The sequence below is a fragment of the Salinarchaeum sp. Harcht-Bsk1 genome, from assembly GCF_000403645.1.
In the GTDB taxonomy this organism is placed as follows: Archaea; Halobacteriota; Halobacteria; order Halobacteriales; family Salinarchaeaceae; genus Salinarchaeum.
Window position 1 is genome coordinate 1,511,277 of sequence record NC_021313.1, and the last position, 25,330, is coordinate 1,536,606.

The following is a 25,330-nucleotide window of genomic DNA, read 5'->3' on the forward strand; positions in this document are numbered from 1 at the left end:
GCAGGCACGGGTTCCGAGTGGGTCCCTGTATCAGAGGCCCCGGAAGGTAGATAGATGCCTGATGGCTGGACGAAACAGGCAGCTTGCTCGTACAGTAGACAGGGCTACCGACCGGTGGGAAGCACGGACTTCCAGGCGGTAGTCCGCTACTGACGACGGTTCCACAAGTGGCCGCTCCAGGCGATCGGAATTGCGAGTGTCGCCACGCGCTGGCGCACGGGTGCAACATGAGGCCCCGGCCATGGAATCCCGACCTGCGGCGCGTCGCCGTCAGGACGAGCAGGTGGTGTCGTTCTCGATGAACAGGTTCCCCGACGAGGCGCCCTCGACGAGGATTTGCTCGCCACCGTTCTCACAGATCTCGTTCCGCACGGCCACGTTATCGACGGCGTCGATCAGCACGAGCCCACCACCAGGGCCGAGAACGTTGTTCCCGCGGATCGTGTTCCCGACGAGTACGTTCTCTGCCGTGTCGACCAGTTGGATCCCGGGACCCTCCTGATTATCGCTGGCGTCGTTCTGGAACAGCACGTTGTTCGACCCCCGCTCGATCTGGATGCCGTATCGTTCCGTGCTCCTCACCCGGTTCCCACGAAGGACGCCATCGGTGACGTCCACGAGGTCGATCGGTTGAAAGCCGCTAGAGAAGTTGTCGAGCAGGGTAGGATCCCCGCAGTCCAGGAGCCGTAGTCCACTGAGACCGAAGTCTGCGGATTGGAACCGGCTGTCCCGGAGGACGACCCGGTCGGATCCGTCGACGAGGCAGCCAAACAGAAACCCGATGCACTCGGTGCCGGCGAGGATCGCGTCTGGGGACTCGCGCAGGACCACGGCCTCGGTGCGGTCGTCGTCACCCGTCGTCGCTTCGATGCCGCCGCCCTCTATCGAACTGTCGACGACGATCGCGTCCGGCGACGACGTCAGTTTCGCCCCCTCACGGCCAGCGTAGATTTCGACGTTCCGGACGGTACAGCCTGTGGCTCCCTCGACCGCCAGACCGATCGTCCGATCGTCGCCCGGTTCGTCCTCGAAGACCCGGTCTCCGTTCGCGAGGGAGACCCCCTGAATCAGTGCGTGGTCGCCTCGAACCTGCAGGCAGACGTCCCACTCCACGACTGCGAGGTCGCGGACGACGGCGTCGTCGCCGGTCACCCGGACGCCGACGCCCTCGAAGTCCCCCTCGACGGCGTGGCCCCGGCCGTCGAGGAGCACGTCGTCGGCCGTAATCTCGATGCAGACCTCCCGATCGCACGTCGAGACGTCGCGACCGAGCACGTAGTAGCCAGGCTCGTCGATGGTCGTGCACCCCTCGACGACCGTCGGGTCGCCGCGAGTGCCCCAGTGCGGACTCGGGAGACGATCCTCGAGTTCGCACGGGGCGACGGATTCGCCCGAATCCCACAGCCGGAGCGCGGCACAGTTTCCATCGATGATCGCGAACGCTGCCAGGTGGCCCTCGTATGCGAAGACGTCGTAGCCACCGTCGATCGCGCCCGTTACGACGCCGTTCTCGATTGTCGTCCCGCGATCGGTCGAGACGCTGTCGTCGGGAACGTCGAGGTGTGGGGCGTGGTCCAGCGGCCGCACGTCACCGGTAGCCTCGAAGGCGTAGTCGACGCGACGGCCGGACTGGGTGTGGAAGGCGAGCGTGGCCGGGCCGGTGCCCGAATCGGCGCTGGCGCTCCCGACGCCGGCCGCGAGACCCACGAGGGAGCCACCGAGGAGTAGTCGCGCTGCGGTACGCCGGTTACAGGCCGTCGTCGGCACGTCTGCGTGGTCGGTCATGGTTTCGAGTGCATCCCTGCAGCGAACTGCGAGATAGCCATTCGATGGTCGTCCACTTGCATGAAGCCAGCAGACTGTTCGCAATATAGAGAGCTTCTACAGCCAGTTGAAGGATGCTGCCATCCAGGCAGTTACCGGCTACCGACTACGAACGCAACCCGATCGGCTGCCGGAGGCGTGGGCGTCGAGGTGGACGGGACGATGCATTCTCCCATTCGGTCGGTGAGCGGTTCCAGATACAGCACCACGACCGTCGCAAGGGGTCGGGGCGGAACGCAGCAGGCGCCCGCCAGGGTCGGCAGGCAGCCATCACCGCGTTCGTAGTAGGCGAAGCGATCCGGCACGTAGTGAAGGGCGTAGTCTGCGTAGTTGGCGGGTTCCAGGCCGTCTGGACTCTCCTCGCCGACGTCGCCGTCGACCTCGCCCGTCGGGTGCCACGACCGTGGCCGACGACGCCTCACAGCCGACGCTTCCGCTCAGCCCGCCGCACCCACCCGCTCCGTCACGGCCGCCCGGAGATCGGCGCCCAGTAGCGCGAGTTTTCCGACCGTCGGCAGCGGATCCGACAGCCGGACGACGTCGTGGTGGGTCCGCGTCCGCGAGGGCACCACGTACTTACAGAGCGCCCGCAGGACATCCTCGCGCTCGAAGACCTGCAGCAAGTCGGCGAACAGACACCGGGCCCGGACGCCGGCCGTGTAGGAGAGGTCTCGGTCCAGGGGCTCGCCGATCCCGAGGCGGTATAGCAGGCCCGGGAAGTCCACGCCCGCCGCGATCGACAGCGGGAGGCTACCCCAGAAACGGGGATTGAGTTCCAGGAGCTTCGCCGCACCGTCGCGAGGATCGATCCGGAACTCGACCATCGCGACGCCGAACCAGCCCAGCCCCGCCAGCAGCCGGTCCGCCCTCCGGATCAGGTCGGGGTCGACGACTGTCTCTCGGAGCGTGCTCGCGCCCCCGTCGGGGTGCCTCGAGCGGAGCCGCTCCTGAACCGTGACGCCTGCGAGCGTTCCCTCCCGGTCGTAGATCGTATAGACCCCGCGCTCGCCGCCATCCGGGACGTATTCCTGGACGAGCGTCGGACCGTGGGCGGCGACGGTTCGCTCGTAGAGGGGCTCCAGCTCCGTCGGCGACGCGGCCGTCGCCACGCCCTCCCGGCCGCTCCCGTAGTGGGGCTTCACGACGACTGGGAAACCGAGTTCGTCCCCGACCGCGTCGAGATCCACCTCTGTGGCGGTCATGGTTCGGGGATGCGCGACGTCGAGTGCCCGGGCCGCCTCGATCGTCTGGCCCTTGTCCAGACCCACCTCGAGCGTCTCGTACGGCGGAAACGGCAACGCGGCGTGTGGCTCGACGCGATCACGGTTCCGGACGACCAGGTCGACAGTCGACTCCGTGACGGGTACGACGACGTCGTACGTGCGGGCCTGGAGTTCGGCTTCGACGGCGTCGAGGTACGCCGCCTGAGCCACCGCCGGATCGGGGAGCCGGAGGAAGGTCCCGGCGTGCCGCGATAGTCTCCCCGGATTCCACGCACGGTGGCTCGCGACGGTAGTCGTCAGGCCGCGTCGCCCGAGGGCCCGGATCGCCGCGAGGCTGTGCGTGGTGTGGCAATCGAGCACAAGAACGTCGGGCATGAGGCTGTGCCCTTGCTCGTAGGCGATCGGTCCGGTTTGGTAGGAGCAACTTATCCGTGAGACACGACGGACCCGCCGGGCAGCGGACGGTCGCGGGATCATCGCAGGGCGTCCCTGATGTACAGCCTGGAGCCCACCACGACGCCCGATACAGCGCCATCCCAGTCGTGGCGGTCGGCGATCGGTCTGCACAGCTACTGGCCGCGTCCCGTTCCTGTCTCGGCGTCCAGCAGGTACGTCCCGGTATACGTCGCGTCCTCCGTCAGCGTGCGGAGATCCACCGCGATTGCCAACACCTGGGTGTCGCCGCCGCGCTCCTGCAGCACGATTCCCTCCCGAGCCTCGCAGGGGCCGAACTGCCGACTCGATCCCCCGGGACAGTTCGCACTCGCCCACGCAGACGCCGCGGAGGTGTTGCGCTCGATCGCGTGGTGGATCCCACGCTCGATTCGGCCGGTCTCGATCGACGCCACTCGATCGTCGAACCGGCTAGCGACCTCGTCCGCGACCCCACTCCGCGCCGCCCACGGTCGTACGCCCTGCGACGGTTCGCTCGCGTCGAAGGCCGCTCGCTCGATCGCACGGTGAGCGTCCGCAGTCGCGGTCGTGGCGCTGGGCTCCGTCGCCGCCATCCCCGCGTAGCCCAACTGCGTGTAGGCGAGCACGATCGGGAGGAGGCCCATCGCGATGACGCCCGCGGCGACGAGGACGAGTTGACTTCGCCGGGATACCAGCCGCCGTCGCTCGTCACCCTCGCTCCCGCCGGACGCGCCGCTGGTCACGGGTGCCACACCTCCACCCGCACCACGCCGTGCTGGGTCGTCACCGTCGCCGCCCCCGTCACCGCGCCGCCGGGGCGCTCAAAGCCGACCGCACCGTGTGGCGTCTCGATACGATAGAGCAGGTTCTCCGGCAGCAGGGCTTCGACGCGCCGTTCGAGGGCGGGGGCCTCGCGTTCGAAGCTGTCCCGCGAGCGGGTCAGTTCGTCGAGTCGCGTCGTCCCGCCGTGGCGCGGTGGCTCCTCGGCGAGCACCACTGCAACGTCCTCCGCGTAGACCTCGAGCTGAGGATCGTCGGCCTGCGGCGCCGGCGTCCCGAGCGCCAGCAGCCCCGCCAGCGAGAGGATCAGGACGACGCCGATCCCGGCCTCGACGATCGGCATCGAGAGCTGGCCGCGATCGGCAGCGATCGACGATCCCTCTGGTCGTTCACGGCGCCGACTCACACGGACTCACCTCCACCGCCCGCGGTGTCGCGGTCGTCGACCGTCACTGCCAGGATCGCCCGGTCGCGGTCGGTGGACCGGTAGGCGATCTCCACGTCGCCGGTCGCGAGTGGTCCCGTCGTGTCGAAGGCGAACGCGAGGGTGCGGTACGGCGACGTCTCGACGTCGAACGTGCCCGAGAGACCGCCGGGGTCGGCCAGCACGACGCGACCGCCAGAGCGGACCTCCGTGACCGTGGTGCCTGGCGGCGGCGAGATCGTCACCTCGACGGCGTCGGTCCGCACCGGCACCGTCAGTTCCGGGTCCTCGCCGCCGACGATCGTCGGCGTCCGGACGGCACGCTCACTCGACTGGACGAGGACGATCCGCCGGACGACGTGGCCGCCGTCGGGATCGCCGAGCGCCGCAATCCGTTCGCCGTCGAGGGCGACCGCCATCGCGAACCGATTCGTGGCACCGACGCGACGGAGATCGGCCGTGGAGAGGTTCGCGAGCTCGCTCTCGTTCACGACGTTCGGGGCGTCGGCGATCGGCCCGTCAGCCGCGACCAGCCGGTCGCTCGCCTGGATCGCGACCGCACGCTCGGCGTCGCCGCGCTGAGTCTCCCGGAACGCGTCCTCGACGATGACCATGGTCCCGCCGAGCGTGATCGTGACGACGGTGATCGCCGCGACGAGCGCGATGAGCGTCGACATCCCGCGGTCGTCACGGGTCGATCCGACAGAGGTGCTGGGCGGTCGAGCACTCATGCCGATCCCGCCTCCAGCCGGACGACCCGGCCCGCTGGCGTCGTCTCGACCCGGACGACCGCCGACGCGGTGCTCTCCCACTCGCCTTCGACGCGGATCACGTCCGAGGGCATTGCGAGTGGCACCTCGCCGCCGATCGCCGGATCCTCGTGGACGAGTTCGATCGAGGCGTTGCTGGCGACGATTCGGTAGGGATCGTTGTCGATCGACCGCGGGAGGTCGCCGCGAACGGTCGCCGTGGCGTCGGGATCGGCCGGGACCGCGGACTGCACTTCGAGCACGCTCTCGGCGAGGACGCGTTCGCCGAGTTCTGCGCCCGTCGTCTGCTGGTACTCCGGCACGACGCCGCCGTAGAGCACGCCGATCAGCATCGAGATGTAGAGCACCACGATGCCGGCCTCGAGCGTCTTCCCGACGACGGCCGAGAGCGCGCGGTCGGTTCCGCCTCGTCGGAGGTGGGTGCCGTCGCCGCGCGATCGAGCGGACCCCCTCACGACACCACCTCGAGGTCGGTCCGGTGCAGCACGAGGTACGTCTGGCGCGGCCCGGCGTACTCCGCGACGATGCTCGTCTCGGCGTCCGCGCCGTCGCTCGGGAACGACCTGGATCGGTCGATCACGGTCGCGCCGTTTCGCTCGAAGTACCGCTGCCATGCATCGGGGTAAGCGGTCTCGACGACCACCCGAATCCGACGACTGCCGAGGTCCCGGCGGTCGTGGGTCACGCTCGCCCGGAACGTCACCCGGGCCGCCGCGTCGGTGTCGATCGAGAGGGCCTCGGCGTCGATCGCGGGCACGCCGAGCAGGAGCGGGCCGTTCGGATCCGGATCGGCGACGATCGAGGGCGACTCGACCATCGACGCACCGCCGCTCCCGGCCCGGAGCACGGCCCCGTTCCCGCCGATCACGGTCCAGTCGCCGACGGTGTAGACCAGCACTGCCGAATCGACGCGCTCGATCACCGTGCCGTTCGCAGCGTCGAGGATCCGGATCGTACGGTTCTCGGTCCGCAGGCTGCCGTCGCCGAAGCGCAGTTCCGCCTCTGCGGTGCCGACGACGTCGCCCGGTTCCGCGACGACCGTCATCGCATCGGCGACGCGGTTCGCTTCGGCGTTCGATGCGCTAGAGTCGACGACGGTGCCGATCGCGACAGTCAGTCCGCCCAGCGCGAGCACCGTCAGGCCGACCATCAGGCTGACGCCGACGACGTGGGACTGGGCGCGGTTCCAGCGCCGTGATCCGGCGTCCTGGCGACGGCGCTGCCGGCGCTGCGAGCCCGCAGTCGGTCCCGTGCCCCGCCGGCGTCGCCGATCGCTGCGACGACGGCTCACGCCATCCCCACCCCGCGGAAGATCAGGTACCCCAGCAGCACGAGCAGCCCGGAGTGGAGCATCCCCTCGTAGCGCCCGCGATTCGCGACGCCGGCGAACCAGCCACAGGAGACGAGCGTGCACTGGGTGACGACGTAGAACCGAAACCGCATCGCGTCGAGGTCGACAGCGTTCGCGGAGAACCCGATCGAGCCGTCGGCCGCAGAGACCGCCGAGAGCTGCGTGAAGCCGTCGATCACGTACGCGTTGACGGCGATGGTGATGCCGACGATGAGCAGCGCCGTCGTCCACCCCACCGCGACGTAGACCTGCATCGAGGATCGGAGTGCCTGCTTCTCGTGGTGCAGTCGGCCGATCTCCGTCTGGAGGGCGTCGAACACGTCCTCGACGTCGCCGCCGGAGTCGAGCGCGCCGGTGACCAGGCCGATGGTCTGCTCGGCGAGCGGAGTGCCGACGCGCTCGACGAACCGATCGAGGGCCTCGGTCCGGAGGTCGCCGTCGTGGGTGGTGAGCCGGGAGTTGAAGGCGAGGTCGGCGACGTCGGGGTCGAGCGGGCCGAGGTCGACCTCCTTCGCGACCACGGCGACGGCCTGTGAGAAGGGTCGACCCAATGCAACGTGACCGGAGACTGCGTGCACGAAGTCCTTGATCTCCCGGTCTTTCGCGTCGTCGATCCGCGACCGACGGACCGAGACGACGCCCACGGGGATCGTACCGGCGGCGTAGGCGAGCAAGCCCGCGTTGAGCGGACTGAGGCCGGCGAACAGGAGCAGTGCGCCGACCCAGATCGCCAGCGGGATCGCGAAGACGACCGTGCACGCGGGGTTCGTCGTCGCGGTCGCGAGCGTCTCAGCCATCGTGTCGGGCCGGCGGTATCGCCGGGTCTGGCCGGGCGGGCGGAGACTCTGGACTGCCATCGACGCGCCGAGACCGACGAGCAAAACGAGGACGGCGCTCGAGTAGATGACGAGCGCGCGGAGCGTGATCGAGCCGAGCGGGGTCGAGACGGTGCCCGACAGACCCGAGGAGAGCACGCTCAGTACGGAAACGACGATCACCAGGAGGGCCGGCAGCACGAGCATCACGATGAACAGTTCGGCGAGCAGTTCGAGGAAGTCCTGGCGGCGTTCCCGGGCCCGCGACTGGCGGTGGGAGAGCATCCTCGCCTCCATCCGGAGGTAGGAGGTCAGCTCCTCCTGCCCCTGGCTAGCGTGCTCGCGGAATTTGAGGAGGAAGGGTGCGAGCGTGTCCCGGGAGGGCGTGTCTCGCGCGACGATCCGCAGGCCCTCCCCGAGGCTTCCGGTGAGCGTCGCCTTGTTGAGTGCCGTGCGGAAGGCGACGGCGGTGTGGCCGTAGGCCTCGTCGTTCCGCGCGACCTTCCGGAGCATCCCACGGAGGTCGTCGCTTCCCGTGGAGAGCACGCGGAGGTAGCGCACTGCGCCCGGCAGCGTGCGCTCGATATTCGAGGTGCGGGCCGCGGCGCGCATCGTCAGGTACCGGCCGCCGAGCCGGAGCGAACCGCGCTTGGCGAGCGCACCGGCTGGCAGCGCGAGCACCACCGCCGCAACTCCGCGGCCACCCGTCGGCAGCGCCTGCTGGGTCGTGGTGATCTGGCCCGGCAGCAGTGCGGCCACGACGACCGTCGCGAGTCCGACCACTGCGAGGAAGGCGATCCAAGAGAGCCCATAGAGCCGTGCGACGTAGACGCCGAAGCTCGTGGTGACATCCGTGCCACGGTAAGTCGACCGGTCCGCGTCGTGGCGGCCGCTGTCTGCGTGTCGCGAGAAGAGAGCGTAGAGCGCTCGGTCGAGGACGGAGAGGCCGACGTCGTCGGTGGTGGCGTCCTCGGCTTCAGTCGCCGCGGCGGCGTGGGCGGCGTTGACCGCGTCGGAGGGCTCGCCGACGCCGCCATCCGTCAGCGCTGGGCCGGCCGTGGCATCCGCCTCGCGGGACGGGGCGGACCCCCCGTCGCGGAGCGGTGTCGCACCGTCGGCGTGCGCCGGGGCTGCGCCGCCTTCGGCGGCCGGAGCGCTCTGGCCATCGTGAGGCTGCGTCACGATACACCCCGCCGCCGGAGCCGCTCGACGGTCGCGGCCTCGTTCGTCTCGAGGTCTGCGACGAACGCGAACAGCTCCTCGAAGTCGTCCAGGCCCTCGCGCTGGAGGTAGCGCACGTAGCGGAGCTTGCGGTGGAACTCCGCTTCGACGGTCTGGACGGGGCGATCCGTCCGGTCGGCGATCCGGTGGAAGACGCGCATGTCACAGCTCGGAGCGGGATCGGTGGCGTCGGAAGCGGTGCCCGCCGCCCCAGTCGCTGCGTCCGTTTCCTCGGCGACCGCCGCCTCGTTGTCGGGAGGATCGAACGCCGAGCGTTCGAGACGTTCCCCCGGCGCCAGGTCGGCGGACGCCCGCTCGTCCGTCGGTAGCTCCGGATGATCGTAGTTGAGGTGGAACGTGCCCGTCGGATCGCGTTCGGCGACCCTGTTCCAGTAGATCGTCGAGCCGCCCTTCTCGATGGCGCCGCAGACGCCACCGACCTGCACGTACTCCGACGGCCCCAGGAACTCGATCACCTCGCCGACGTAGCGCTCGCCGTCGACGTGTTTCGGGAAGGCGACGAGGTCGATCTCCCGGAGGAGATAGGGCGGAAGCCCCTGTTCGACGACGCGGTTGACGAGCTTCTCGACGTCCTCGGCGTGGGTGGTCCCGACGAGGCCGTGCCCGGTGTTGAGCGTCTCGCCGAAGGTCTCGAAGGAGGCGGGCGTGTTGATCTCGGCGATGACCTCGATGTCCGGATTGAGGTAGTTGCATTCGGTCATGAGGTCCGCCATCGTGACGCGCTTGTAGTCGTCCTCGTGGTCGCGCGTGGTGAGCGAGACGCCGGTCTCGTGAGGGAGGCGGACCTCGCGGGATCCCTCGTCGATCGAGATCGGGCGGTCCTCGAAGCGGACGAACGGCATGTGCGCGTTCATCAGCGTCGTCTTCCCGGCGCCGGTCGGCCCGGAAAACAGCACGACGCAGCGGTGCTCGTAGAGCTGCCAGAGCAGGGCGACGAGTTCGGGCGAGATCGAATCGGCGGCCATGAGGTCGACCGGGGTCAGGGCTTCGGGTGCCTGCTTCCGGATCGAGACGTGCGGCCCGTCCTCGCTGATGACCGGCAGGGCCACGGCACACCGGATCGTCACGTCGTCGTCCACGCCCTCCGGCGCGAGGTTGACCTTCGCGCTCGGGTTCGCGGCGTTGAGTTCGACGCCGTCGGCGGCGGCGAGCTGGCGAACGACGTTGACGAACGCCGTCTCGTCCTCGAACACGAGGTTCGTCGGCATCCGGCGGTCGTGCGAGACGGTCGAACGTGGGACCACCTTCACGCGCTCGCCGACGCGATTGGCCTCGATGTCCTCCAAATGCACGTCCCGGATCGGGATCGTCAGTTTCCCCTCGCCGACGTAGTCCCGGAGGACGTAGTAGACGAGGTCCTCGAGGCGGTCCTCGGCGAAGCGATCGTCGATCGGCGGGATCGCGAGGTCGTAGGTCGCGAGCGCCGAGCGGACCCGATAGCGGGTGGCGTCGAACCAGGCTCGCGTGTTTCTGGCGGTGAGCAGGCGGGAGAGGACGAGCCGGGCGCGCTCCCGGACGAAGGCGCCACGGTCCTCGACGACGCCGTCGACGTTCGTCTCCCAGACCTTCGTCTTGCACTCCTCGACGAGCGCCTCGTCGCCGGGCAAGAGGTCCGGCTCCCGGACGGCGTACTTCGTCGTGAACGCGTCCGAACCGATGAGGTGCTCCTGGTAGACGACGACCGGGATCTCGAACTCGCGGAAGGCGACGGTGTACGTGTCCAGCCGCTCGGAGACGAACCGGTCGAGGAAGTCGGGATCGCCGGGCAGGTCCGTGACCGCAGGGGCGTAGTGTTCGGTGTGGACGATCAGTGCGTCCTCCGCGGCGTCGGCGACCTCGATGGACTGGTCGAGCGCGAGCGGCGTGAGTTCGCCGAGACAACGCAGATCCCGGAGAGCGTAGTAGCCGACGCGTCGCAGCCCCTCGTTCGTCGCGTCCACGAGGCGCTCGATCGCGCGCCGGTACTTCTCGTCGAACCCAGCGGCGATCTGCTCGCGGGTGCCCTCCCGCGTGAGCGGCCGGGAGAGCGTCGCGTCGCCGAAGTGGTCGAGGATCGTCGCGAGGCGCTCCTCGTCGCCCGGCGAGAGCGCAGGCTCGCGAATCCGGTAGGCGAAGCTCTCGTCGACCGCCTCGATCGTGGCGACGACGCCGGGGCACAGTTCGGTCTGCTCGCGCACGTCCGGCGCGTACCACGCGTCGGGATCGTCCGGCGGGACGGGTGCCGGGACGGGTGGCGCTGGATTCGCTGTGGCGGTCGTCGCCGATCCCGTGGTTGCCATGCTAATGGCCGATGGTATCCCTATTTAATTTAAACCTTCGGAACGTACATCGAACAGTTCCCGAGGTCGGCAGTCGTCGGCCGAACTATCGTCGGCCGACACCAGCGCAAAGTACCCTTGGAATCGCAGGGAAGAGTTCGTCTAACGCTGCGTTTATTCGATCAGCAGCGGGATCGACGGTATGGACGCAGACTGGGAGGGCGTTTCACGAACCGGGAAGGCGACAGTGACCGGTGGCGCACTGGTCGCTCTCGGCACCGTGTTGCCCTACATGTCGTACTCGGGCGGGTCTGCCTCGTTGCTCCAGGACGGGAAGATGGAGGTCGTCCTCTCGAACGGGATGTCCGCCGGCACCGCGACGGTCGCCTCCTCCGAGACGTTCCTGTTCGCGCTCGTCCTCGCCGCGATCGCGATCGGGCTCCCGCTCCTGCGGGGCTGGGACTGGAAGTCCTCGCTCCCAGTATTCCTCGTCGGGGCCTTCGACGCGCTGCTGTTCGGGTACAGTGCGCTCATGCTCCACGGTGGCGATCAGGACGCCGCCCTGGTCGGCGGCGAACCGGTCGCGGCGTCGGCGACGCCCGGGATCGGCCTGTACGCAGCGATCGCCGGAACCCTCGTCGTGACGGTCCTGAGTCTCGGGAACCTCCTCTCGACGGTCCTCGGACGGCTTCGTGGCTGATCCGGGACTGGCTCGCCGGTAGGATTTTCAACTCGCGACGCCCGGATAGTTTATGGAGAAAGTCACGATCGACGAGGTAGAAATCGAGGTCAATCCGCTGCAGGTCCACGACGTTCGCCGACCCGTCACGAAAGCACTGGACGCCGACCACGTCGCGATGAACTACTTCGAACTCGCCCCGGGCGACTCCTTCTCGGGCGGCCTCCACACCCACCACGATCAGGAGGAGCTATTCTACGTCGAGTCGGGGACCGCCGAGTTCGAGGTCGGGCGCGATCGCGAGATCGAGACGGTCGAGGCTGGCGAGGTCATCCGCTTCCCGCCCGGCGAGTTCCAGAAAGGGTACAACCCCGAGGACGCCGAGGAGGACGTCGTCGGCTGGGCGATCGGCGCACCGGGCGCTCGCCACGACTGGGACGAGATCGAATCGGTGGTCTACTGCCGTGTGTGCGAGGAAGAACGGGCGCACGGAACGCGGATCAACGAGGAGGGCCGGTTCGAGTTCACGTGTACGGAGTGCGGGACCACGTTCCAGATGTAACGGCGGTCCCACGAGCCCTGGTGTCAACAACTGACGTCTCGTCTCCTGCCGATCTCGCAGTATAAATTATATATACATACATCCCATAAGATAGTACGTGTCCCGGGATACAGGAGCGGATGCCGAACGAGGACTGTCGGTCACCCTCCCGGTCCCGCTCCCCGACGATTCGCTCTTCGGGCTCGCGAGCACCGACGCAGTGATCGAGTACCTCGCGCGAAATCGGACCGAGTCGATCGCCCAGACCGATCTCGCGGACCGGATCGATAGCCCTGAATCGTCCGTGCAGCGAGCCGTGGACGTGCTCGCTGCGAACGACCTCGTCGAGGTCAGGTACGAGGGGAATCGGAAGCTCGTTCGCATCAACCGCAGCCGACTCGACGTGCCCGACGACCCGTATCTCGAGATTCCACAGGCGGAGTTTCAGGCACCGGTGCGAGCTGCTGTCGGGCGGCTTCGATCGGAACTGGATCAGGTCGTCGGTATCGTACTCTACGGCAGCGTTGCCAACGGTACGGCAGATCGGCGGAGTGACGTCGACCTCTGGGTCGTCGTTCGGTCGAACCGTGCGGCGAACCAGCGTGCTGCAAACGAGATCGTCGCCGACCTCGAAGCCCAACGCTTCGACGGCGAGCGATACGCGTTCCACGTCGCCGTCGAGTCGACGGAATCACTCCCTGCGTTCACCGAGGACGTGCGTGCGATCCTTCGCGCCGGGATCGTTCTGCACGAGACCGACGAGTATCAGCAACTCCACGAACTGCTGCGCCGTGAGCAGGAGTAGCGACGGCTCGGACGCCACGGCTGCAGCGAGCACGTCGGGGATCGAGTCAGAAACACCCTTTTCACCGATACCGCGGCGACGGGTATCCTACTGTGAGCGATCCGCGCCCACTCGTGGCAGCAATCGATTCCGCCTGCGACGCCTTCGAGTACGTCGGTACTGGCCCACCCGAGTTCGAGCGAGACGTTGCCCGGGACGAGGAGTGGCGAACGCAGCTCACCAAGGCCTGTCGCTATCTCGCGAGTTGCCGGGCACTCCGAGCGAAGGACGGGTTCAACGGTGCGGTCGTCGAGCTCTGTTTCAGCGCCATCGAGCGCACGATCGAGGCGTACCTCTTGCGGCACACCGCTGACAGTCTCGCGTCGTATCGAGACCACGAGACGGTCTACGAGCGAGCCGCCGAGCATGGCGTCTTCGAGCGTGAGACTGCCGAGCGGCTAGCGCGCCTGTATCGAAGAAACCGAACCGAACACTACTATGGCGGGTTGGTTCCGACGCAAGCCAAGGAAGCGGCGATGTTCGAACTCGCCGGACAGGTCCACAGCTACGTGACTGGGCTGTTGGAGGACGAACCCGTGTGCCAGTGCCCCTGAAGTGCCCGACGTTGTAATCGCCCGAGCTGCTCGAGCGAGCCTCAGTCGATCCGGTACTGCTCCAGCTTCCCCTCGTCCACGTCCACCCCCAGCCCCGGTCCGTCGGGCACCTCGATTTCCGCGTCGTCCACCTCGAACGGCTCCGCGATCACGTCGTCGGCCCAGGCGTAGTAGATGGTGTCCGGGGGCAGATTGATCGCTGGCGTGCTCGCGGTGAGGTGCAACACGGCCGCGGTCTTGACCCCGAGGTCGAACGCGTTGTGGTGGGCCAGCGAGATGCCGGCGTCGTCGGCCACCCCCGCGAGCCGCTTCGCGGCGCGGAACCCGCCCGCGGGGACGACGTCGATGACGGCGCAGTCGATTGCACCGGCGGCGCCGTGCTGGAAGAGGTTCCGGTCGAAGTAGGTGTCCTCGTTGACGGCGATCGGGGTGCGCAGGCGGTTGCGCAGCGACTCGTAGGTCCCGACGCTGTCGATGCGAACGGGCTGTTCGAGGTACTGGCAGTAGACGCCGTTGTCCCCGAGGGCGGCGCCGACGCGGACGGCCTGGTCGGGCGTCCAGCCCTGGTTCGGGTCGAGCCGGAAGGAGAGTTCGCCGTCTGCCTCGTCGTCCATCGCGAGGATCCGGCGGACGTCCTCCGTCCAGTCCCGGCCGGCCTTCGTCTTCAGGACGGAGTAGCCCCCGTCGAGTGCGCGACGGGCGTGCTCGCGAGAGTCCTCCTCGTCGAGGATGCCGACGCAGTACGCGAACTCGACGCTGTCGCGGGTCTTGCCCCCGAGCAGTTCGTGGACCGGGACGCCACGAATCTTGCCCAGCGCGTCGTGCATCGCCATCTCGACGCCCCCGACGAACGGCCCGACGTCCAGGTACTCGTAGAAGAACTCGTCCGCGAACGCCTCGGCCTCCGCGACCGAGCGGCCGACGAGTTCCGGCGCGACGTCGTTCTCGATCACGCTCGCGGTGGTCTCGAGCGCGAGCGAGGAGCGCATCTCGCCCCAGCCAGTGACGCCCGAGTCCGTTTCGAGGCGAATCAACATCCGCTCCATCGTCTCGACCTGCCCGTGGTTCGTGACGTACGGCGCGAGGCCGTTCGGGTCGGACTCCGGGAGGACCTCCATCGCGACCGGGATCGCCTCCACGTCGGTGACCTTCATGCTGAAATTTCGTTCCCGAGCGCGGTTACGTCTTTCCTGCGCGGCAAACCGGTTCGGTCGAAAATGACTCGTGGGCGAGTGAATGCTCGTATGGCTGCGTGTTCGCGAGAGCTGCAGACGGGATTGCCTGGAACCCTCCCAGCGGCGGGTTTCCGCTGAGCGGTGGCTGTGGAGTGACACTCGCTGGCGAACGATCGGGAAAATGGGAGACTCGTCGCCGCTGTCGCCCACTTTCACTTTCGCCTCGGTGCAGGGTCGGGTTAAGGTGCGGCCGGTCGGTGGAGTGACGTATGCTCGAACACCTCGCGAGCGAGTGTTCGGCCCCCGACTGCGAGCGGACGCTCTCGGAGGACCGACGCATGCTCACGATGCAGACGCCCGACGGCGTCCGACGCGCCTACGAGTGCGAGTGCGGGGCGGTGACCGTCACGGTGCTCAGCGACGAGACGATTCGAGAGCAACAGTAACGCCCAGCGATCGCGGACCGACGATCGCGGCACTCTTCGGCTTCGGGCGGCCAGTATCGATCGATGAGTGAGGACACCGACGCGCTGGCGAGCGACGCCGAGCAGGTCCGGTACGAGGAAGTGCTCCGTGCGACGGGCCACGAGCACGTCCAGGGGACCCACGCCTCGACGTTCGAGGTGACGACGGACGACTTCCTGACGCCCGCCGGGGACTGTATCGTCGGCATCGAGGCCGATCGCGCCCCGGCGTCATTCGACGACGCGTTCGTCGCAGCCTGCCAGGACCCCGACGCCACGATCGTGACCGAGTTATCCGTCGCCGGTGACGAAGGCGAAGACAGCGCCGACGGACCGGCCACCCAGCGAATCGTCGCCCGCGGGGACCCCGACCTCTCCTTCGAGAACGACCGGAGCGCAGTCTGGCGGACGAGCGAGTACGTCGACGACCGGACGGTCGCGGTCGAGGCCGATCACGCCGCTGCCGACCTCGATCGCGACCTCGTCACCGCTCTCGCGGCTGGAGCGGAACTCGAGGTGACGATCGTGGTCGAAGCGCCAGCGTAGGAACCTGCTACCGCGGTTTCACGACCTGGGAGTTCGCCACGGCTCCCGCCGATATCGGGGTGACACCGCCGATCCGCCGTCGGATCGGCCCGCCACCCGCTGGCGATTCTGCTCGAAAACTGTCCCATACCTTTACCATCTTGCTTGCGGTGTGTTCACACGAGGGATCCATTATGGCGAACGACGGCGTCTTCGGCGGCTGGTATCGCACACACCTGGGCGAGCCACTGGAACCGGACCACGTGAACGGGTACTGGGCGTTCCTCTTCGGGGCGTTCCTGGCCCTGGTCGGCCTGGTACTGTTCCTCGTAGCAGCCGGCTACGAACGGGGGTCGGACAACTTCTGGCTGTTCCGCAGGGTCGCGTTCACGCTGGCGCTCGTCGCCGGGCCGATCGTCGTCCTCTCGATCGTCTATTTGCTGCCCCTGCAGGCCAGGGCGGCCTGGCTGGCGACGCTCGGACTCTTGCTCTGCGTCGGCGCCGCGATCGCTTTCAACGTCTACTACCCCGACGACTGGAACTGGGCCGGCGACATGAGCCCGGTCATCATGGGCGGCTACGGCGCGGGCATCGCCCTCCAGATCCTGACCATCTTCCTCTACCCACTGGTGTCCTCGGGGACGGCACAGCCCGACGTGCTGCCGGCGAGCGAGGCCGACGACGGTGCGGAGGCTGCCGCGGCAGCCAGCGCCGCCGACACGAGCAAGGCGACCTTCCAGCTGTACGAGGACCGCGCGAGCGAGCATCGCTGGCGACTCGTTCACGACAACGGGAACGTCATCGCCGACTCCGGCGAGGGCTACGCTTCCCGGCAGAAGGCTCGCCAGGGCATGAGCAGCGTGAAGCAGAACGCCCCCGGTGCCGAGGAGGAGATCCTCGAGCGGGTGCCCGAGGACGCGCCAGCCGAGGCGACTGCGAGCGAACCGGCGATGGTCGCAGAGGACGGCGGCGAGGACGCTGCCAGTCCGACCGCGGCGACCGACGACGCGGGCGACGACGATGCCGATGACGACGGCACTGCCTTCGAGTTCGGGCCCACCGACGACGCAGCGTCAGACGACACGGCGACTGACGAAGCAGCGGTGAACGACGAGGCGACGGACGACGCCAGCGCCGACGCGACGTTCGAAGTCTACGAGGACAACGTCGGCGAGTACCGCTGGCGACTCCGTCACAGCAACGGGAACGTCATCGCCGACCCGGGCGAGGGGTACTCACGTCGCAGCGCCGTGAACGAGGCCGTCGAGCGCATCAAGCGCGTCGCCAGCGAGGCCGACACGCTGGAGTACGAGCCCGCGGCCTTCGAACTGTACGCCGACGCGGCCGACGAGTGGCGCTGGCGACTCCGCCACCGCAACGGCCGCATCCTCGCGGATTCCGGTGAAGGCTACGCCTCCCGACGGAACGCCAAGGACGGCGTCGAGAGCGTTCGGAAGCACGTCGCCGACCCCGAGAACGTCGAGGTCTACGAGGACAACGCGGGCGACTACCGGTGGCGACTCACCGCGAGCAACGGCGAGTTGATCGCCGACAGCGGCCAGGGCTACAGCCGCGAGTCCCGCGCCCAGGACGCCGTGGAGCGGGTCTCCGAGTACGCGCCGGAAGCGGACACCCTCGACTACGAACCCGCCGCGTACGAGGTCTTCCAGGACAACGCCGAGGAGTGGCGCTGGCGGCTCCGCCACCGCAACGGCCAGATCCTCGCGGACTCCGGCGAGGGGTACGCCTCCAAGCAGAAGGCCCGACAGGGGATGCACAGCGTGATGAACAACGCACCAGCCGCCGAGATCGAGGAGCTCGAATAGTCGCCTCAGACGCCGCCGAGGCGCCGCCTCACCGCTGCTGAACGGTTCTCCCTACGATCGCCCTGGAACCACGTCCGAGCGGTCGATGATGACGCCGTCGACGCCCAGCCACGCGAGCCCTCCTGCGACCGGCCGCCGCTGGACCGTCCAGACGAACACGTCGAGGTCGAGGTCCCTAGCCGCGCGGCGCACGGTCGGCAGCGCCGCCAGCCGGGCCCGCACCATCACCGCCGAGCAGTCGAGTTCGACGGCGGTCGCGATCGGTCGATCCCGGAGGTCGCCGGCGATCGTCGCCAGTTCGGCGCTCGAATCGGCCGCACGAAGCTCCCGCAGGGCCGCTTCGTCGAAGGACGCGACCAGGACCCGCCCGTCGCGGTCGGACAGCGCGTCGAGCACCGGCTCCGCGAGCCCGCGCTCCTTGAGCTCGACGAGCAACGGCGTCTCCGTCGGAATCGCTGCGACCGCCTCGGCGAGCGTCGGGACGCCATCGCCGGAGCCGAGGACGTCCATCGCGGCGAGCGCGTCGGCGTCGTACTCCGCGACCGGTCCGCTCGAATCGGTGACGCGATCGACCGTTTCGTCGTGGATCACCACCGGCTCGCCGGAGGCACACCGGCGGACGTCGAACTCCACGGCGTCGGCGATGGCGGCGCCGCGCTGGAGGGCGGGAATCGTGTTCTCCGCGCGCTCGTCGGCGAACCCGCGGTGGGCGATCAACTGCACGAAATCGAATCGTGCGGGCGGGGAGAAAGTGGTTCTGGAGACGCGTCGTCCAACGGCGCGGCGACCGAACGGGCTCGCTCAGTCGTCTGCGTGGTCGTGGTCGGCGTGATCGTGGTCGTGCTCGTGGCCACCGTCGGACCCGTGGTCCGACGAGGCTCGGCTCGAGTCCCTCGCCTCACCACCGTCAGCAGCGGCGTCTTCTTCCTCGTCGCCGCCGCTGATGTCACCACCAGCCACGAGCGCGTCGTGGTCGCCCTCGATCATGTCCATGTTCTTCAGGTTGTCCCGCTCCTCGAAGTCCTGGATCGCCGCGAGCAGGTCGTCCTGGTTGAGTTCCGTGCGACCTTCCGTCAGCGCGGAGAGGACGGCCTCGCGCATGACGAGGCGGAGGTCACTGCCCGTGAGCCCCTCGGTCTCCCCGGCAAGCGCACCAGGGTCGAAGTCGTCGATCACCATCTCCCGGGTGATGATCTCGAAAATGTCCGCACGCATCCCCGAGTCGGGCTTCGGGAAGTTGACGATCTCGTCGAAGCGGCGCCAGGCCGCGGCATCGAGGTCGTCGGGGTGGTTCGTCGCGCCGATGAGCAGGACGTCGTCGCGAACGAGGCTGATCTCGTCGATGGATTTCAGGAGGGTGTTGACCGCGCGCTTGATCGCGGCGTGCTCGTCGGAGGAGCGCGTCTTCGCGACGAAGTCGAACTCGTCGATGAAGAGGATACACGGGGAGAGGCGCTTGGCGACCTCGAAGACCTTCTCGACGTTCTTGGCGGTCTCGCCGAGGTACTGGCTCGTGATCATCGAGAGTTTGACCTCGACGAACGGCAGGTCGAGTTCGTGGGCGAGCCCCCGCGCAGTGGAGGTCTTGCCGGTCCCGGGCGGACCGACGAACAGCAGTTTCCCGATCTCGCGCAGGCCGATCCGGGCGAGGTAGTCGCGGTGCTCGATCGCGGTGACGATCTTGTCGATCTCGCCCTCCTGGTCGGGCGTGAGCACGAGGTCGTCGAGCGTCGTCTCGATCTCCTCGGGCGCCCGGATGTCGACGAGGTCGAGCATCTCCTGGTCGTCCTCGTCGTCGGCGCCGAAGTACTCCTCCAGCAGCGAGTCGATCCAGACGCGGTCGGCCTGGATCGGCCGGTTCGCCTCGAGTGCGACCTCGTAGTCGACCGCATCAGGCGCGTCTTCGTGGCCCTCGAAGTACGCCGCGAGCGTCGGGTTCGAGTTGAGCCGATCCACGTCGGCCCGCTCGATGAACCACTCCTCGGCGAGGTCACGGTCGGTGAAGGAGATCGAGCCCGAGAAGTCGTCGCGATCGGTGAACATCAGCCCCTGGACGGCCTCCCAGGGACGGTCGAGCCCGGTCGCGGCGCGCGCGGTCTCGTTCGTGGTCGCGAGCGGTCGCTCGATGGTTCCATCGCTCCAGAAGACGCTCCGGTAGCGCGGTGGCAGATCGTTCTCGTCGAGGTCCCGGTCGTCGCCGTACACCTTCGCCGTGAGGAGGAACTCGACGACGTCCAGCTCCGGATTGCTCATTCCCCGCTACGTTGGGAACCCCGGGCGAAAAGGGCGTCGAAGTCCGACCCCGCCTGCGAGCCGGTCCCACGGGCTCTCAGGGGGACGTCGGGCACCGGGCAGGTGGATACATTCGGGGACTGCGGCCGCCAGTGGTTGGGACCTTCGATCGGTCGGACTTCCCGGTCGGGGCCTATGAGTGGCCGTCGAACAACTGCTGGCCGTACCTGTCGATCACGAACGCACCGAAGAGGAGGCCGATCCCGATCACCACCGTCACCACCGTCGAGCGGAGCAGCGTCGCCCCGACCGGATCGAACTGCCGATCGAGGATCGGGAGGATCGCTGCGATCACGAGTCCGGTCGCCAGTCCACGTGGCAGCCCCCGCTGGTGTTCGAACGCGTAGACCGCGAGGCCCGCCCCGATGACGACCAGGGCAGCGATCTCCGCGAGCAGGAGGGCTGCGAGGAGGACGAGCGTGAACGCGCCTGCGATCAGTCCGGCACCGACCCGCTGGAGGACGACAGTGGCGTCCGGCGTCGGTCCCATGTGGTGGAGCAGGGCGCCGATCCGGTGTAGCTCTTTGGACCGCGGTGCGTCGTCCAGCGGGAACGTGCGACGGAGGAACGGCCCGGACCGGCCGGCCCGATCGCCCGATCTACCAGGATTTCGTATAGCGATAAGTAATATATGCGGCTCCAGCGTGGAACCGTTCCCGACACAGTTTCGGATCCAGCGACGCTCTCCGGGTGGATGCGGCGAAATGGCACGAACAGCGGCCCCGGGTCCGGTCACGGCCGGTCGGCGGCGGACCCCGACCGCGATACTGCCGCAGCAGTGGTCCATGCGCTTAACCCCGACCGCGCCAAACCGACGTGCGTGTCCGACGGATACTCGCGCCGGCAGGTGCTGACCACGCTCGGAACCGGCACGCTCGCCGCGGTCGCTGGCTGTAGCCAGACGTTCGAGGAGGCGAGCGACGACGAGCCAGTTGGCCTCACGCGCGCGGCTGGACTCCCGTCCCAGGAAGCCCAGGGGACGGAGTACACCGAGGTCTACCAGGAGGCGATCGACTCGGTCGCACTGTTGCAGGTGTACGGCGGGCAGGCCGGCCAGGGCTCGGCGTTCGTCTTCGACGGCGACTATCTCGTGACGAACCACCACGTCGTCGAGGGTGCCGACACGATCGACGTCCAGTACGCCGACAACGACTGGACCGGTGCGGAGGTCGTCGCGACCGACGCCCACACAGATCTCGGCGTGATCGAGGTCGACGAGCGCCCGGCGTACGCCACCGAGCTCCCGCTCGCGGAGGAACGGCCCGTCGTCGGCCAGGAAGTGATGGCGCTCGGGAACCCACTCGGGTTCGACTCCTCGATCTCCGTCGGGATCGTCAGCGGCCGGAACCGGACGCTCTCCGCGCCGACCGGCTTCTCGATCCCTAACGCCGTCCAGACGACGGCCTCCGTGAACCCGGGCAATAGCGGCGGCCCGCTCGTCGACATGGACGCGAACGTGGTCGCAGTGATCAACTCCGGCGGCGGAGACAACGTCGGCTTCGGCATCTCCGCGGCGGTCACCCGCTGGATCGTCCCCACCCTCATCGAGGAGGGCGACGTCGCCCACACCTACGTCGGGATCCGGACCTACCCGGTCGATCGGCGCGTCGCGGAGGCAAACGACCTCGACGAGGTCCGGGGCGTCATGGTTTCGGAGGTCGTTGGCGGCGGGCCCGCCGACGGGACCCTCCAGGGCGTCGAGGAGTGGGAGACGCGGAACGCACGGCGGATCCCGATCGGCGGCGACGTCATCGTCGCTATCGACGGGACCCGACTCCCCACGCGCCACGACCTCTCGACGTATCTCGCGCTGGAGACCGCGCCGGGCGATACCGTCGAGATCACCGTGCTCCGGGACGGCGAGGAGCGAACAGTGGAGATGACGTTCGGACAGCGCCCGGAGTAGCATCCGCTGTCGACGGTTCGAGATCGTTCGCTGCCCCTGGAGCGACCGCGCCACGTTCGGCGGCAATACACCGTATATCGCGATACTAAATCAACAACGCGGTCGATCCCTCCAGATCCAGATCGTCGGCAGTGATTCCGTCCGCGGATTTCGATTCGAAGACATCACGCCCTGAAGCGGCAGAGAACGGAAGATTTCGTCCAGAAATGGCAACCATATAAGGATGCGTGGGGAGAAAAGGGGGTCATGGGGAGCCGTCGTTGCCGCGTGCGTGACCACGGGGCACGCTGGGAACGGATCGAATCGTGGACGTCCTGGGGCGATCGGCGCCGATCGAGGTGGTCGCCGTGACGGATCGACGACGCGATGGCGTCGCCCTCGTGCTCGTGGGCGTCCTGCTGGCCGTCGCACTGACGACAGGGCCAGCGGCTGCCGCCGGTGTCCACGCGAACGGAACCATCACGGACTGCGGGACGATCGACCAGCCTGGCGGCTACGAACTAGCCGGGAACGTGACGAACAGCAGCGACGACTACTGCCTCCAGGTCGCGACGAGCAACGTCACAATCGATGGGAACGGCCACACCGTAGACGGCGTGGACGACCTGACTGGATACGGCGTGTCCGCAGTCGGATCGTCGGTCTCGAACGTCACCGTTCGAAACCTCACGGTCACGAACTTCTATCACGCCGGCACCGTCGAGAAAGCCAGCGACGTAACGTTCCGGAACCTCACCGCGACCGCGAGCCGCGACCACGGCGTCGTGATCGACGGCGGCTCCGGGGTGAGGGTGACCGACTCGGCCGTCGACGGAAGTGGTTCGGCCGGCGTGTTCGCCGTGAATACGGCGAACCTGTCACTTCGAAACGCAACCGTGACGGACAATGCCGGGCGTGGCGTCTCGCTCGACGCGGTGAGGAACGTCACGATACAGGACACCCTCACCGCCAACAACAGCCGCTGGGCAATGACGGCTACCAACGGATCGACGGTTTCCTCGGCCACCAACTACACGCTCACCGGCGGGCAGTCTGTCGACTTCTCGGCGCACGACGTCTCCCTTCGCGCCAACGAAACCCCGCCGGCCCTTCCAGCCTGGAAGCACCAGCTCGGTCCCGTACTGAACGCCACCAACGAGAGCGCCGGCGCGTGGCTCGAACTCGGCTACGACGGCTCGTCGCTGCTGCCGGGCCACGACGAGGGTTCGACTACGCTCTGGCGCTACGAGGGGAACTGGTCGATCAACGGTGGATCGAACGCAATCGACACCGTGAACGACACGGTCAACGCATCGATCGACGCTGCCGGGAGCTACGCGCTACTCGCAGACGAGGAGCCGATCGCGAACGCCACGCCCGCGTCCCTCGACTTCGGCACGGTGCATATGACGGATCCAGCGACGACGCGGGCCGTGACCGTCGCGAACGACGGGCAGGCGCCGCTAACCGTGGTCGTGGTTGGCGCCACCGGCGAGAACGCGAGCGCGTTCTACGTCCCACCCCTGATCGGGAATCTGACGCTCCAGCCCGGCGAGAACGCGAGCTTCGACGTCGAGTTCGACCCAACGACCGAACGAGGCCAGCTGAACGCGACGTTCGTCGCCGCACACGACGGGTCCAGCGAGTTCGCGAACGTCTCGCTGACCGGCCGGAGCGTCGCGCCGAACGTGAACGTGACGACAGGGCCGACCGTCGATTTCGGCGAAGTCCACGTCGGCACGCCGAGCCGGGGGCGAACGATCGTCGTCGAGAACAACGGCAGCGCGCCGCTCGACCTCCCAGATGCGACGATAACGGGGGAAAACGCAACGGCGTTCGATTTTCACACGGACGGCGATCCGACGCCACACCTGCTCGCGCCGGGCGATCAGGTCGCGTTCGAGGTGGAATTGCTCCCGGCCTCGCTCGGCACCAAGTCGGCCACGCTAGAGATAGCGCACAACGTTTCGAATCGCGCGACCGTCACCCTCACACTTCGGGGAACCGGCGCTGACCTCAGACCGCCACAGATCGCGAACCTGAGCGCGGTCGACGCCACGGACGGCGACGGAATCGTGACCGACGGCGACGCAATCACGATCGGTGCGAACGTCTCGGACGGAGTCACCGGCGTGAGCGACGTCTCGGTGAACGCCTCGGCGTTCGGTGCTGGTACCGTCACCCTGTCGAACGGTAGCAGCGGCGAATTCTACGACGCGACGGTCGTCGTGGACGCAGCGAACGCGTCGGCCGACGGCGTCCACCAGCTGGACGTGAACGCGAGCGACGCGGCCGGCAACGCGAACGACACCGCGGCCGGCTCTGTCACGCTCGACACCACGGCGCCGTCCGTTTCGATCACGACGCCGATGGAGGGCTACGCGTTGAACGGCTCGAATCTCACGGTCACCGGCACCGTCAGCGACCAGTTCGCAGGCGTCCAGTCGGTCGCCTTCGACGACGGCACCGGATGGACCGACGTCGGCTTCGACCGGGGTGCCGGCACCTGGAACGCCACGATCACGAACCTCTCGGCGGGGGCGCACACGTACCGAGTCCGCGCGACGGACGACGTGAGTCACGTGTCCGCGCCGATCTAGGTGAACGTGACCGTCGACCGCACTCCCCCGACGGTTGCCACGGTGCGCGGGAACCGCACCGTCGACGAGGACACCGCGGTCGCGTTCGACGGCACCAACTCCACGGACGGCGTGGGCGTCGCGAACTACTCGTGGGTCTTCGGTGACGGGGCGACGGCGACCGGTGAGACCGTCTCACACGCCTTCGCGGATCCGGGCACCTACACCGTGACGCTGACCGCGACGGACGTGGCCGGCAACGCGAACGCGACGAACCTGACCGTGACCGTCGAAGACGTTCCGGAGAACACCGGCGGTGGCGGATTCCGCCCGTTGCCGGATACGACCGATCCGACGGCGGACGCAGGGAGGGATCGCACCGTCACAACGGGCACCGCTTTCAGCTTCGACGGGACCAACTCCACTGACGACGTCGAGATCACCGCCTATCTGTGGGACGTCGATGGCGACGGTGCGACCGAGTTGACGGGACCCGAACCGACGTACCGGTTCCAGAACTCGGGCACCTACGACGTCACGTTGACCGTCAGCGACCGAAACGGAAACACGGACAGCGACGACGTCGCCGTCGTCGTCGAACCAGCCGACGGGACGGGGTCAGATGGCGGCAGCGATGGCGAGTCCGACGACGACGGAAGCGGTCCGGGCGACGGCGACGGGTCGGACGAGAGCGATACTGACGGAGGAACGGAGGTCGACGCGGACGACGGAGCGAGCGAGGACGGTACTGACGACAGCGAGACCGGCGGCGGAGCCGACGACGGCTCGCCGGGCTTCGGCGTGGCCGTCGCGCTCGTGGGCGTCGTGCTCGGGACGGCGGTGGTGCGCCGGTCGGCCCGGTGAC

At 68.1% G+C, this 25,330-nt stretch carries 23 protein-coding genes; 10 read left to right on the plus strand and 13 right to left on the minus strand.

Going from position 1 to position 25,330, the window contains the following annotated elements; genetic code table 11:
• Positions 1–270 precede the first annotated feature (270 nt).
• From L593_RS06855 to L593_RS06900, 9 genes are all read right to left on the minus strand, one after another.
• Positions 271–1,785 carry a NosD domain-containing protein gene (locus L593_RS06855; protein WP_020446212.1) on the minus strand — a complete coding sequence of 505 codons (1,515 nt, stop codon included), beginning with the start codon at positions 1,783–1,785 and terminating at the stop codon, positions 271–273.
• A gap of 476 nt (positions 1,786–2,261) precedes the next feature.
• Positions 2,262–3,422 (minus strand): ATP-grasp domain-containing protein, encoded by a 1,161-nt coding sequence (locus L593_RS06865; protein ID WP_020446214.1) that lies wholly within the window; start codon positions 3,420–3,422, stop codon positions 2,262–2,264.
• 194 nt (positions 3,423–3,616) lie between these two features.
• Positions 3,617–4,213, minus strand: coding sequence for a hypothetical protein (locus tag L593_RS06870; protein ID WP_020446215.1), 597 nt, complete (start codon positions 4,211–4,213; stop codon positions 3,617–3,619).
• Positions 4,201–4,647 carry a hypothetical protein gene (locus L593_RS06875; protein WP_020446216.1) on the minus strand — a complete coding sequence of 149 codons (447 nt, stop codon included), beginning with the start codon at positions 4,645–4,647 and terminating at the stop codon, positions 4,201–4,203. Before L593_RS06875 ends, L593_RS06870 begins: the two co-directional genes overlap by 13 nt.
• Positions 4,644–5,342 (minus strand): hypothetical protein, encoded by a 699-nt coding sequence (locus L593_RS06880; RefSeq protein ID WP_020446217.1) that lies wholly within the window; start codon positions 5,340–5,342, stop codon positions 4,644–4,646. The genes L593_RS06875 and L593_RS06880 overlap by 4 nt, the downstream gene beginning before the upstream one ends.
• 50 nt (positions 5,343–5,392) lie before the next feature.
• A complete protein-coding gene (locus tag L593_RS06885) occupies positions 5,393–5,890 on the minus strand; it encodes a hypothetical protein (RefSeq protein WP_020446218.1) in 498 nt (165 codons plus the stop codon).
• Complete coding sequence (locus L593_RS06890; RefSeq protein ID WP_144060724.1) at positions 5,887–6,726, minus strand: hypothetical protein; 840 nt, start codon at positions 6,724–6,726, stop codon at positions 5,887–5,889. Before L593_RS06890 ends, L593_RS06885 begins: the two co-directional genes overlap by 4 nt.
• Positions 6,723–8,645 carry a type II secretion system F family protein gene (locus L593_RS06895; RefSeq protein WP_049894369.1) on the minus strand — a complete coding sequence of 641 codons (1,923 nt, stop codon included), beginning with the start codon at positions 8,643–8,645 and terminating at the stop codon, positions 6,723–6,725. The genes L593_RS06890 and L593_RS06895 overlap by 4 nt, the downstream gene beginning before the upstream one ends.
• A 134-nt stretch (positions 8,646–8,779) precedes the next feature.
• On the minus strand, positions 8,780–11,122 hold the full coding sequence (locus L593_RS06900; RefSeq protein ID WP_020446221.1) for a type II/IV secretion system ATPase subunit: 2,343 nt from the start codon (positions 11,120–11,122) through the stop codon (positions 8,780–8,782).
• Between the two features lie 181 nt (positions 11,123–11,303).
• Between L593_RS06900 and L593_RS06905 the strand changes: the two genes are divergently transcribed.
• The 4 genes from L593_RS06905 (at position 11,304) to L593_RS06920 (ending at position 13,719) form a co-directional block, all read left to right on the plus strand.
• Positions 11,304–11,801 (plus strand): hypothetical protein, encoded by a 498-nt coding sequence (locus L593_RS06905; protein ID WP_020446222.1) that lies wholly within the window; start codon positions 11,304–11,306, stop codon positions 11,799–11,801.
• A 52-nt stretch (positions 11,802–11,853) separates the two neighbouring features.
• Positions 11,854–12,342, plus strand: coding sequence for a cupin domain-containing protein (locus L593_RS06910; RefSeq protein ID WP_020446223.1), 489 nt, complete (start codon positions 11,854–11,856; stop codon positions 12,340–12,342).
• A gap of 97 nt (positions 12,343–12,439) precedes the next feature.
• Complete coding sequence (locus L593_RS06915) at positions 12,440–13,126, plus strand: nucleotidyltransferase domain-containing protein (protein WP_020446224.1); 687 nt, start codon at positions 12,440–12,442, stop codon at positions 13,124–13,126.
• Positions 13,127–13,218: 92 nt separating this feature from the next.
• Entirely contained in the window at positions 13,219–13,719 is a 501-nt protein-coding gene (locus L593_RS06920; protein WP_187292650.1) for a DNA-binding protein, read from the plus strand.
• 41 nt (positions 13,720–13,760) lie between these two features.
• Here L593_RS06920 and L593_RS06925 read toward each other — a convergent pair whose 3' ends face one another.
• Positions 13,761–14,873, minus strand: coding sequence for a mandelate racemase/muconate lactonizing enzyme family protein (locus L593_RS06925; protein ID WP_020446226.1), 1,113 nt, complete (start codon positions 14,871–14,873; stop codon positions 13,761–13,763).
• A 290-nt stretch (positions 14,874–15,163) separates the two neighbouring features.
• Here L593_RS06925 and L593_RS15945 point away from each other — a divergent pair, with 290 nt between their 5' ends.
• The 3 genes from L593_RS15945 (at position 15,164) to L593_RS06935 (ending at position 17,709) form a co-directional block, all read left to right on the plus strand.
• On the plus strand, positions 15,164–15,340 hold the full coding sequence (locus L593_RS15945; RefSeq protein ID WP_020446227.1) for a hypothetical protein: 177 nt from the start codon (positions 15,164–15,166) through the stop codon (positions 15,338–15,340).
• A 63-nt stretch (positions 15,341–15,403) separates the two neighbouring features.
• Complete coding sequence (locus L593_RS06930) at positions 15,404–15,904, plus strand: DUF371 domain-containing protein (protein WP_020446228.1); 501 nt, start codon at positions 15,404–15,406, stop codon at positions 15,902–15,904.
• Positions 15,905–16,077: 173 nt separating this feature from the next.
• Positions 16,078–17,709, plus strand: coding sequence for an HVO_2922 family protein (locus L593_RS06935; RefSeq protein ID WP_020446229.1), 1,632 nt, complete (start codon positions 16,078–16,080; stop codon positions 17,707–17,709).
• Positions 17,710–17,760: 51 nt separating this feature from the next.
• Here the strand turns inward: L593_RS06935 and L593_RS06940 are convergent, their stop codons facing one another.
• From L593_RS06940 to L593_RS06950, 3 genes are all read right to left on the minus strand, one after another.
• The gene (locus tag L593_RS06940; protein WP_020446230.1) at positions 17,761–18,432 is read right to left on the minus strand and encodes a glycerophosphodiester phosphodiesterase family protein; all 672 of its coding nucleotides are present in this window, start codon (positions 18,430–18,432) and stop codon (positions 17,761–17,763) included.
• A 78-nt stretch (positions 18,433–18,510) separates the two neighbouring features.
• The gene (locus L593_RS06945) at positions 18,511–19,962 is read right to left on the minus strand and encodes an ATP-binding protein (protein ID WP_020446231.1); all 1,452 of its coding nucleotides are present in this window, start codon (positions 19,960–19,962) and stop codon (positions 18,511–18,513) included.
• A gap of 172 nt (positions 19,963–20,134) precedes the next feature.
• Positions 20,135–20,491, minus strand: coding sequence for a hypothetical protein (locus L593_RS06950; protein WP_020446232.1), 357 nt, complete (start codon positions 20,489–20,491; stop codon positions 20,135–20,137).
• A gap of 330 nt (positions 20,492–20,821) precedes the next feature.
• Here L593_RS06950 and L593_RS06955 point away from each other — a divergent pair, with 330 nt between their 5' ends.
• The 3 genes from L593_RS06955 (at position 20,822) to L593_RS06965 (ending at position 25,329) form a co-directional block, all read left to right on the plus strand.
• Positions 20,822–21,907, plus strand: a complete 1,086-nt coding sequence (locus L593_RS06955; RefSeq protein ID WP_049893941.1) for a S1C family serine protease — start codon at positions 20,822–20,824, stop codon at positions 21,905–21,907.
• Between the two features lie 347 nt (positions 21,908–22,254).
• Positions 22,255–24,486, plus strand: a complete 2,232-nt coding sequence (locus L593_RS06960; protein WP_144060725.1) for a choice-of-anchor D domain-containing protein — start codon at positions 22,255–22,257, stop codon at positions 24,484–24,486.
• A gap of 6 nt (positions 24,487–24,492) precedes the next feature.
• Positions 24,493–25,329 (plus strand): PKD domain-containing protein, encoded by an 837-nt coding sequence (locus tag L593_RS06965; RefSeq protein ID WP_187292652.1) that lies wholly within the window; start codon positions 24,493–24,495, stop codon positions 25,327–25,329.
• Position 25,330: the final 1 nt, after the last annotated feature.

Bases quoted from the DNA above. Each gene is read 5' to 3' on its own strand.
- L593_RS15945 (WP_020446227.1), top strand. From the start codon at position 15,164: ATGCTCGAACACCTCGCGAGCGAGTGTTCGGCCCCCGACTGCGAGCGG.
- L593_RS06935 (WP_020446229.1), top strand. From the start codon at position 16,078: ATGGCGAACGACGGCGTCTTCGGCGGCTGGTATCGCACACACCTGGGC.
- L593_RS06925 (WP_020446226.1), bottom strand. From the start codon at position 14,873: ATGAAGGTCACCGACGTGGAGGCGATCCCGGTCGCGATGGAGGTCCTC.
- L593_RS06880 (WP_020446217.1), bottom strand. From the start codon at position 5,342: ATGTCGACGCTCATCGCGCTCGTCGCGGCGATCACCGTCGTCACGATC.
- L593_RS06865 (WP_020446214.1), bottom strand. From the start codon at position 3,422: ATGCCCGACGTTCTTGTGCTCGATTGCCACACCACGCACAGCCTCGCG.
- L593_RS06900 (WP_020446221.1), bottom strand. From the start codon at position 11,122: ATGGCAACCACGGGATCGGCGACGACCGCCACAGCGAATCCAGCGCCA.
- L593_RS06945 (WP_020446231.1), bottom strand. From the start codon at position 19,962: ATGAGCAATCCGGAGCTGGACGTCGTCGAGTTCCTCCTCACGGCGAAG.
- L593_RS06905 (WP_020446222.1), top strand. From the start codon at position 11,304: ATGGACGCAGACTGGGAGGGCGTTTCACGAACCGGGAAGGCGACAGTG.
- L593_RS06855 (WP_020446212.1), bottom strand. From the start codon at position 1,785: ATGACCGACCACGCAGACGTGCCGACGACGGCCTGTAACCGGCGTACC.
- L593_RS06950 (WP_020446232.1), bottom strand. From the start codon at position 20,491: ATGGGACCGACGCCGGACGCCACTGTCGTCCTCCAGCGGGTCGGTGCC.
- L593_RS06930 (WP_020446228.1), top strand. From the start codon at position 15,404: ATGAGTGAGGACACCGACGCGCTGGCGAGCGACGCCGAGCAGGTCCGG.
- L593_RS06910 (WP_020446223.1), top strand. From the start codon at position 11,854: ATGGAGAAAGTCACGATCGACGAGGTAGAAATCGAGGTCAATCCGCTG.